Genomic DNA, 10,400 nt, shown 5'->3' with positions numbered 1-10,400 from the left:
ACATATATTATGGCTCTGGTTTGTAAAACTAACCCACGGTCAGAGGCTAGCACCTCGTGGGGAGTCATTGTGTCTATCAATACAAAACCTAATCCAAATCAATATTGCAGGTTAAATGTTAATGTCTCTTTTGTGGTATATAGCGACGTTTTAGTGATATTGTATAAACAATAGATGTGTTCACATCTGCTACAAACAAAGTTCAAGGCTTTGCTGTTTACTATGTGAGTCATTGATATGTGGATGGTTGATTCTTTATATTGAAGTCATTAATAGGGAGTTATATTTTTAAGAAGGATCTGTTATGAATTTAAGGTTACTAAGTGTTTTTCTAATATTTTCCATAATTTCTTGTGATGACAATAAAAAAACCTCCTTGACTAATATTGAAGATGTACAATCTGTTATTTTAGAAAATCAAAATAAATGGAAGCAAAATTCTCTTATTGATTATTCCTTTACTTATCAACGCAGTCCCGGAGACTGTCCTACAGCTGATGAATTACCCGCTTTAGATATTAATGTTGAGGATGGAGTTGTAGTTTCGGCTTATTATTCAGGTACAAGTGAAATTGCTGATGTTGAAAATGCAGTAACTATTAATGACATTTTTTCATACCAATTAGGATTGGTTCATGGACAAGCAATTCAGTTCTCTAATAATAAAAATAGTAGTGAATTACCAACCTTTGATAGTAATCTTGGTTACCCTATTAGTTTTTTTGTTGATAAAAGTGATAACGAATGTGATGCTATTTTTAATAGGGTCTCAAATTTTCAATAAAACTATAAGCCAATCAAATGGACTGCTAACCGTTTGTTCAGGCGTTGGTATGATCTCACGTCAAGTTAAATACACCGATCCCGGCTCATTAATTTAGAGTTATAATGTCTTCTTTTAAAAGAAAACAGTTAATACATAGATGAAACAAGTAATTTCGTCGGTTATCATACTAATCATTAGGAGCTATTGGTCGCTTGCATTCCGCACTATTATCGCTCCATCTAATTGAATGCTTGAGTCGTAATTAATATCTCAAGTTATCGGATATCACTTCAGTCACTACACTTAATTTACTTGTTCAGGTACACTAACGGCACTTCTTCATTGCACAGTTTTCTTACCGTTTTATGCGCATTATCCATACCTCAGATTGGCACCTTGGCCAATATTTCTACGGCAAAAGCCGCGCCAATGAACATCAACAGTTTCTTACCTGGTTGTTAGCACAAGTTAGTATCCATAATATTGATGCCATTATTGTTGCTGGTGATATTTTTGATACTTCAACACCACCAAGCTACGCCCGTGAAATGTATTTTGATTTTATCGCCAAGCTACATGTTACCGATTGCCAGTTAATAATTTTGGCCGGAAACCATGACTCTGTTGCCATGTTGTCAGAGTCGCAAGCGGTATTAGCTAGTTTATCTACCCGTGTTATCACTCAAGTTATCCCCGTATCTATTAGCGAAGATGAACTCGCCGTTAAGCAGAATGAAAACGCTGAAAGTTCTGATTTTACTGAAAGAAATAGCGCATTGGTACAGCAGGTCTTTCCGTTAATGAATGCCAAAGGACAAGCAACGGCCATTATTTGCGCCATTCCATTTGTCCGTCCACGAGATGTCATTAAAAGCCGCGCAGGGCAGTCTGCCAGCGATAAGCAGCAAAGTTTGCAACAAGCGATAAGTGATCATTATCAAGCACTTTATCAACACGCGCGTCATTTATCAGCACGTTTAAGTAAAGAATTGGCGACAGAACTAGAGCAGGGCGAAGAATTGCCTATTATCGCTACAGGACATTTAACCGCCCTTGGTGTGTCGATAAATGACAGTAAAAGTGATTCGGTTAGAGATATTTATATTGGCTCGTTAGAAGCCTTTCCAGCTAGTGCCTTTCCGCCGGCAGACTATATTGCTTTAGGACATATCCATAGAGCGCAACAAGTGGCGAAATCGATGCATATTCGTTATTGTGGCTCACCAATAGCGCTAAGCTTTGATGAAGCTAAACAAGATAAACGCGTACTTATGGTTGAGTTTATCTCCGGTAAGTTATCTCAAGTTAAAGATATTATTGTGCCGCGTTTTCAACCCTTATATATGGTGAAAACATCCGTCGATGGACTTGAATCCAGCTTAAAAGAGACATTGGCAGAGTTTGAATTGTTTAAATCAAAAGCTGAGCAAGAAAATGACTTGCCGCTATCAATTTGGATAAAGAGCAAAGCTTGGCTTGATATCGAAATTGATAATGGCGACCACTTGAGTGATTTATCACAACGAGTCAGTGAACTCGTAGTTGATATGCCGTTTGAAGTGTTATTGGTTCGTCGTTGTAAAAAAGCGCGTCAACGTCGTCAAGCACAACTGTCACAGCAAGATAACAGTACCTTAAGTGAGTTATCTTTAGCGGAAGTATTTGATTCACGTTTGTCACAACTTGATTGGCAAACTGAGGAAGAAGTAGCGCGTAAAGGGCGCTTAAAGCAGTTATTTACCGAACTTTCTGTTGAATTATCTTTGGCAGGCAAACAAGAAAAACCCTCTGTTGAGGCTAATGTCGGTACTGATAGCAGTACAAAGGAAAATAAAGAGAAAAATAACGACAAAAACCAAGACACTAAACCGTCAGCCAAAGAAGAACAGCAAGAGCAAAGTGATGTCGATGTTAGTGATAGCGCTAATGGCAAGGTTGAAGAGGTTGAGCAAGACAATTTATGAGAATTTTAAGTTTACGCTTTGAGAACATCAACTCTCTCAAAGGCAGTTGGAAAATAGATTTTAGTGCCGCACCTTTCGATAACAGTGGTTTATTCGCTATTACCGGACCTACTGGCGCAGGAAAAACCACCATTCTCGATGCTATTTGTTTAGCGCTCTATCATCAAACGCCACGATTAACTGTCTCTAAAAAACAAAACCAGTTAATGACACGCCATACCAGCCACTGTATGGCAGAGGTTGAATTTGAAGTGAAAGGCCAAGGTTATCGAGCCTTTTGGAGTCAAAAACGCGCTCGTAATAAGCTTGATGGCAATTTATTAGAGCCTGTTGCAGAGTTAGCTAAACTCGATGGCACCATAGTGTCAGATAAGCTTAAAACAGTGCGCAGTGATATCAGCAATTTAACCGGGCTGAACTTTTCACGTTTTACTAAATCAATGATGCTTTCTCAGGGTGAGTTTGCCGCCTTCTTAAATGCCCCTCCAAATGAGCGTGCGCAATTACTCGAGCAACTTACCGGTACCGAAATTTACGGTGATATCTCACAAAAAGTGTTTGATGATCATCGTAGTGCCAGTGATGAATTGAAATTATTACAAGCACAGAGCCAAGGCGTTACCTTACTTGATGAAGAGCAAGTGAGTGAACTTGAGCAACAACTTGCCCATACCACCAGCGAAGAAAAGCAGTTAACTGCGCAATTACAGCAGGCGCAAAAAGTAAAGAATTGGTGTGCGAGTTTTTCTGCTAATGAGCAAGCACAAAATGCAGCAAAACAGCAGTTAACCAGTGTTGAAGCACAAGAGCAGTTAGCAAAAAGCGATCTTGATTTACTCTTTCAGTCGACCTTGGCTGAACCGTTGCGCGCGCCTTATGAGCAAATGGTGCATTATCGTCAACAATATCAGCAAAACTTGCAGCAAGTGACTAGTCAAACAGAGCAGTTAGTTGCACTGGAGCAAGCCGTTGTAGCCAGTGATACCACGTTAACTCAGCTAACAAGCAAACAAATTTCCGCAGAAGCAGAGCGGAAAGTTATTGAGCAAGTATTACTGGAAAAAATCGAGCCCCTTGATCATGCACTTACTCATCAACAAGCAGCTTGGCAAGAAACTAAAAATACTGTTGCCACGCAGAGCCAAGAGCTAACGGTTAATGTCGATGTTCTAGCAAAGGTGCAAACCGAGCAAGAAAAAGCATTGCAAACTGTAGTGCAGCAACAAGAGTCTTTAACTAAGGGCCATGCATTGCAACAAATGCCGGAAAAACACCCCTTATGGCAAAATCAATATCAGCAATTAACTCACCAACAAGCGAGTGTGCAGGGTTTATTAACTGAGCAAAGTAACATTGAGCAAACGTTAGTAGCGTTACAGTCTCAACATCAAGAACAACAGCAGCAGATTGCCCATAGTGAAGGCGAGTTATTAAGGCTCAATAACCAACAGCAAGCAATGATCACTCAAGCTGAGCAACTGGTGCAAAACAGCCAAACCGCTCAGGCCATTGTTGCTAGCGACTTGGATGATAAAGCCACGAATGGTGTTGAAGGTAATACCACAGAGCTAACCAATGGCCTTCTTAATCAAGCTGTTGTTGATAGCCAAAGCCAACAACTAACCTTAAAGCAAGCCGGGCAGTTAGCGCAGCGTTATCATGTGTTGGCAAATGAACAACAAGCGTTGTCACAGCAGCAAGTAAAAGATAATCAACAGCTCAAATCGACAGAGCAAGAGCTAATTCAATTACGTCAGCGTTATAGTGCTAATCATCAACAGAAAAAAGATGTTGAAACCTTACTGGCTCAACAGCAAACTATTATGGCGCTCAGTGAACACAGAGCAAAACTTCAAGCAGATGACGCTTGTCCTTTGTGTGGCTCATTAGAACATCCAGCGATAAATGATTATCAAGCCCTTAATAGTAATGAACACCAAAAGCGCTTATCCATATTGACAGATGAGTTATCTCAATTAGAAAAACAAGGTAAAGCGCTTAATAGTGTGCAAGCGAATTTAACCGCGCAACTTGCTATGCAGCATGACCGCATACAAGGCATAACTAACGAGCAAGATAACATCGGACAAAACTGGCAGTCGTTAAATGTTAATCAAATTGTCTTAGCTGATACTCACGCTGAGCAAGCTATAAATGAGCAATTAAACACTGCCTGTCAGCAACTTGAAGAGTTACTTTTCTTGCAACAAGCGCTGCAGGAAAACAGTCAAATTCAGCAACAAAATTTAGAGCAGATTACCTTAGGTGACAAGCAATTATCTACGCAGATAAATCAATTACATTTGTTGCAAGAACAGGGTAAATCCCAAGGTGATCTTAAGACAAAAACTGCCAATAATTTAGCAGTAGAGCAACAGGCAATTGTCACTCTGAATGGACAATTGTTGGCAGACATTAATGGCACAGGCATTGAGAATAAAATTGCTTTACCTATTGTTCCGGTAAGTGTTGGTGAAGACAGCCAAGTTCAGTCGATATGTATTGATGAAAGCTGGCTGAAATCAGTACAGCAACAGGGACAATATTATCAACAAATTGTTAGTAGTCAGCAAGCAGCACAAGAGCACTTAACTCGCCTTGAACAAAAGCTGGGTTTACTGAAACAACAAGTTGAGCAGCAGCAACAATTACATGACCAAGCAAAAGCGCAGTTAAATCTGCAAGAAAGTGAAATAACGGCTCAAAATACATTACGTGTTAACTTGTTCATCGAACTGGATATTACCGATACTAGCTTACAAAATACGGTTATATTGAGAGAAAGTATAACAACGCAGCGCGCAGCTAGTGATAAGGCGCTTGAAGAGTCGAAACGTCTTCATCAGGCAGCAATAGCAGCGCAGCAGGAAAATAAAGGCCAGTTAAATACTGCCAAATCACAGTTAGAAAGTGTGGTTAAGCAAAATGACAGCGCCAACAGTGATTGGCAAAAGCTAATGTCTGCCAGTGATTTTACCGATGAGCAACAGGTTTTAGCAGCACTACTTAGTAGCGATAAAAAACAGCAACTGAGTAAGCTTGCCGACGAGCTTCGTGATAGTAAAAAACAAGCGCAAGTTTTGCTCGCGCAAGCTGAAAAAGTAACGCTTGAATTGCACGAACAAAAGGCTAAGTTAAGCGAAACTGGCACGGGTGATTTTGATGAACAATCCATTTCAATGAACTTAATCAAACTGTCAGATCAGCTCAAACAGTGCCAGCAAAAAATGGGTCAGTTTGGTCAACAAATCAGCCATGATAAAACCAATAAAAGTCAGCAAAAAAATCTACTTGAGAAAATAAAACAAGCGCAAATTTCTTTGGATGATCTCAGTCATTTAAATGCTTTAATTGGCTCGGCCGATGGTGCCAAATTTAGAAAGTTCGCGCAAGGTTTAACCTTGGCTAATTTAGTTCATCTGGCTAATGCACAACTAGATAGATTATTTGGTCGATATCAACTGCAATGTCAGCAAAGCGATACCTTAGCTCTAGAAGTTGTTGATACTTGGCAAGGAGATACCGCTCGCGATATTAAAACTTTATCGGGCGGTGAAAGCTTCTTGATAAGTTTGGCGCTAGCCTTGGCGCTTTCTGATTTAGTCAGTAATAAAACCAGTATCGACTCATTATTTCTCGATGAAGGTTTTGGCACTTTAGATAATAATACGCTGGAAGTAGCGCTTGACGCTCTGGATAATTTAAACGCCAGTGGCAAAATGATTGGTGTTATTAGTCATGTTGAGGCGTTAAAAGAGCGTATTGGTGTACAGATTAAAGTAAGAAAACTCAGTGGCTTGGGCGTTAGTAGTTTAGATAAGCAGTATGAGTTTCATGCCGAGACTATTACTGAGTGACCGCATATTCGACCAACACTAAGCCTTAAGCTTTAAATAAATAATAAGAAATAATAGGTAGGGATACTTCGTTGGAAATTTGGATTTATTTTACGCTGTTAGCGGCGACTATGCAGGCGGTAAGAACCGCAGGACAAAAACAGTTATCAACTAAACTTAACTCAATGGCAACAACGGGTGTACGTTATTTGTATGCCTTACCATTTGCCTGGTGTTACCTCTGGTGGATGCTTGATTTTAAACAGCTTGCAGTACCAGCGCTCAATAACTCATTTTTACAATACGCGCTCATCGCTTGTGTGATGCAAATATGGGGCACCGCCTGTTTAGTAGCGGCTTTTCGCTACCGTAATTTTGCTGTCGCCACCAGTTTAGCTAAAACCGAGGCCATTCAAGTAGCCATTGTTGGCGCTTTATTTTTTGGCGCTACGCTTTCTGGTTTAGGCTGGTTCAGTGTTGTTGTCGGTGTAGCTGGTGTGTTTTTAGTATCGAAAGTGAAATATAGGCTGCGAGATATTTTAGCTGACTCCCAAGGTCTAATTGGTATGGGGTATGGCTTAGCTGCGGGCCTAGGTTTGGCGATTACCACTTTGCTTATTCGAGAGTCGAGTTTAGCACTGAATACTGACTTAATGCTCAGCGCTGCCGTTACTTTAGTGTTTATGATCACAGTGCAATCGGTCATTTCTCTGATTTATATCAGCCTGCAAGATAAAGCACAATTACCTTTAATGCTTAAACATTGGCGCTTATGTCTATTTGTTGGTATTACCAGTGTACTAGGTTCAATCGGTTGGTTTACCGCGGCGAGTTTTCAAAATGCCGCTTATGTCAAAGCCTTGGGACAAGTTGAGTTCTTTATTACTTTGGCGCTAACTTATAGAGTATTCAAAGAAACCATCACCTTAAAAGAATATGCAGGTATGTTCTTGATTGTCTTAAGTGTTGTTATCTTACTCTTGTGGGCATAACCATATGCATATAGTTATATGGAAAAGCAGTACGGGCATAAATCGACTTGCTTAGGCACTAAAGTCATTTAAACTATTTTAAATAAAGACTAAAGCAGGGTAAACTGCACACTATTAAAGAAAATATTATTTTACTCTTATGAGTATCAAACTGAAGTATTAAAGAAGAGATAACTATGAAAATTGCTGAAAAAACCGTTGCTCACTTTCACTACACCCTTAAAAATGAAGCGGGTGAAGAATTAGAATCATCAAACGGTCATGAGCCTTTAACTTACTTACATGGCGCTAACAATACTTTAGCTGGCCTAGAGAAAGCTTTAACGGGTAAAGCAACAGGTGATAAGTTTTCAGTAACTTTACAACCAGAAGAAGCTTACGGTCCTTACCAAGAAGGTTTAGAGCAACGTGTACCTGTTAAACACTTACAAGGTTTACCAAGCAAAAACGCTAAATGGAAAAAAGGCATGACCGCAGCAGTACATACAGAGCAAGGTCAACGCCAAGTTACTGTGCTTAAAGTTGGCAAGTTCATGGTGACTGTTGATATCAACCCACCATTAGCAGGTAAAGTGCTTACTTTCGATATTGACGTAGTTGACGTACGTGAAGCGACTGACGAAGAAGTTAAACATGGCCATGTGCACAGTGCTGATAGCAGCTGTGGTCACGACCACTAGTATAAAAGTCAGGTGAGTCAATCTTGGTCGTTGATAAGCTGATTTACAAAATTATAGATAACTAATCTATAAAAAAAGCGCTAAGCAGTTTAACTGCTTAGCGCTTTTTTATATGCGACTATTCATATATTACGAGATTGATTAACCATAAGAAAAGCAAAAACGCTCAAACTTGATCTCTCAGGTTTACCTATAAATTTTGGGTTAATCGCACAGTCTGGAAAGTGCGCATTATAGTCTGGATGCCACCATAATTTAGCGTGCACAGATTAGTCTATACTTATTCTTGATAGTGATTGGTTATATTATGACTAATTTAACGAGGCAACTACCATGAAGTTAACCAATGTTGGTATACTAGTTACTTTGTTAATACCTCCATTCCTGATGTCAGAAGAAAATAAACCTGATACTCCACACTATTCCCTTCAAAGACTTGCTTTACAACACCAATCAAACTTTAAAAATGAAAGTATAAATACAGTAAATAAAGCTAAGATGTTAGGCTTGCCAATTAGGGGGAAAAACATCTTAAATCAAGAGGTTGTATTGCAAAGGTTTAGAGGTAATCGCCCTTTATATTATAAAACAGACAACCTTAACGCTGCTGATACCGTTTCGAGCGATGAAGTATGGTCTGGTGGTAGCCTAGGCCTAAATTTATCAGGCTTCAACCAAGTGATAGGCATTTGGGATGGTGGTAGCATAAATGAAACTCACCAAGAGTTTCTAAACTTCATTGATATTATTGATCAAGCAAGTGTAAGTAACCATAGTACCCACGTAGCGGGTACTATGGTAGCGTTCGGCATTAACCCATCGGCAAAAGGAATGGCTTTCGAAAGTACGTTGAAAAGCTACGAATTTAATTTTGATACCTTAGAAATGACACAGGCACAACTTGATACAGAACCCATAACAATTTCTAATCACTCTTACAGCTATATTTCTGGTTGGTTTTTTGATTTTTTTAATGATAATCGCTGGGCTTGGTTTGGTGATGTTAATACAAGCTCTATAGAAGATCCACTATTCGGATTTTATGACGATAGCTCTATGCAATGGGATGAAATTGCTTACCTTTCACCTGAGTACCTTATAGTTAAATCAGCAGGTAATGACAGAAACGAACAAGGGGTTGATGAACATTGGCACTTTGATGGAAATTTAGGATATTTTATTCTTGGAAATGATGTTCACCCTGCTGATGGAGGTGCATCAGGTTTTGACAGCATTGCTGGTGGTTCGGCTTCAGCGAAAAATATTCTTACGATAGGGTCTGTGTCAGACATTATTGGAGGTTATCAATCGGTAAATGACATAAGTATTAATTATTTTAGTGGTTGGGGGCCTACGGATGACGGCCGTATTAAACCTGATATTGTCGCTAACGGAATAAATTTGTTTTCTCCCGTGGCTACTAATAACTCTTCTTATGCTATTTATTCGGGTACTTCAATGTCTTCAGCTGTTGTCTCTGGTTCCCTTGCGTTGTTATCACAACATGCAGAAAACTTATTTTCAAGTAAATATCGTTCCGCAACGTTAAAAGCACTTGTTATTCATACTGCGGACGAAGCTGGAGCTGCTCTAGGTCCAGATTACACTCACGGTTGGGGGCTATTAAACACAAGCAGTGCAGCTTCGATAATATCCATAGAAGCATTATCTCTAGCTACAGAGCATATACATGAAGTAGAACTGTTTGATGGCAATACGATAAACTTGAATGTAAATGGCGTTAATAATTCTCCAATTAAAGTAACAATTGTATGGACCGATCATCCTGGGCTACCTGTAGCGTTAAGCGTAGATCCGACTAACTTAATGTTAGTAAATGATCTTGATTTAAGAGTTACGGCTCCTAATTCACAAATATTTATGCCTTGGGTCTTAGATCCTCTTTCACCTCAAAACCCTGCTAGCACCGGAGATAATTTTCGAGATAATATTGAACAAATAGTAATACAATCTCCAGTAGTTGGCGTATATCAACTAGAAATATCTCACAAAAACAATTTGTTAAATGGTGCCTCACAGTTAGTAAGTATCATAATAACGGGAAACATCCCCGGTGAAGCCCCAACTATAACCTCCTCACCCACCTCAGTGGCAACCATCGATGTGCCCTATAGCTATGACAGTGACAGTATGGTCGAAGC

Annotated in this window: 6 protein-coding genes; all 6 read left to right on the top strand. The window is 39.5% G+C overall.

Annotated elements, in window-relative coordinates; translation table 11 throughout:
• Positions 1–304: 304 nt before the first annotated feature.
• Complete coding sequence (locus tag HRT55_RS19900; RefSeq protein ID WP_291624084.1) at positions 305–784, top strand: DUF6174 domain-containing protein; 480 nt, start codon at positions 305–307, stop codon at positions 782–784.
• 347 nt (positions 785–1,131) lie between these two features.
• Positions 1,132–2,730: an exonuclease SbcCD subunit D C-terminal domain-containing protein gene (locus HRT55_RS19895; protein WP_291624081.1), complete on the top strand. Its 1,599-nt coding sequence runs from the start codon at positions 1,132–1,134 to the stop codon at positions 2,728–2,730.
• Positions 2,727–6,587: an AAA family ATPase gene (locus HRT55_RS19890; RefSeq protein WP_291624080.1), complete on the top strand. Its 3,861-nt coding sequence runs from the start codon at positions 2,727–2,729 to the stop codon at positions 6,585–6,587. The genes HRT55_RS19895 and HRT55_RS19890 overlap by 4 nt, the downstream gene beginning before the upstream one ends.
• A 71-nt stretch (positions 6,588–6,658) precedes the next feature.
• Positions 6,659–7,558 (top strand): DMT family transporter, encoded by a 900-nt coding sequence (locus tag HRT55_RS19885; RefSeq protein ID WP_291624078.1) that lies wholly within the window; start codon positions 6,659–6,661, stop codon positions 7,556–7,558.
• 176 nt (positions 7,559–7,734) lie between these two features.
• Entirely contained in the window at positions 7,735–8,238 is a 504-nt protein-coding gene (locus HRT55_RS19880; RefSeq protein WP_291624076.1) for a peptidylprolyl isomerase, read from the top strand.
• Between the two features lie 333 nt (positions 8,239–8,571).
• Positions 8,572–10,400: S8 family serine peptidase (locus HRT55_RS19875; RefSeq protein ID WP_291624075.1), on the top strand; the 1,829-nt coding region annotated here is incomplete at its 3' end.

It is taken from the genome of Colwellia sp. (genome assembly GCF_013214175.1).
Taxonomy (GTDB): Bacteria; Pseudomonadota; Gammaproteobacteria; order Enterobacterales; family Alteromonadaceae; genus Colwellia.
This window is presented reverse-complemented; position numbering and strand designations above follow the sequence as displayed.

Excerpts from the sequence above, each read along its gene's own strand:
- HRT55_RS19890 (WP_291624080.1), top strand. The coding sequence starts at position 2,727 with ATGAGAATTTTAAGTTTACGCTTTGAGAACATCAACTCTCTCAAAGGC.
- HRT55_RS19900 (WP_291624084.1), top strand. The coding sequence starts at position 305 with ATGAATTTAAGGTTACTAAGTGTTTTTCTAATATTTTCCATAATTTCT.
- HRT55_RS19880 (WP_291624076.1), top strand. The coding sequence starts at position 7,735 with ATGAAAATTGCTGAAAAAACCGTTGCTCACTTTCACTACACCCTTAAA.
- HRT55_RS19895 (WP_291624081.1), top strand. The coding sequence starts at position 1,132 with ATGCGCATTATCCATACCTCAGATTGGCACCTTGGCCAATATTTCTAC.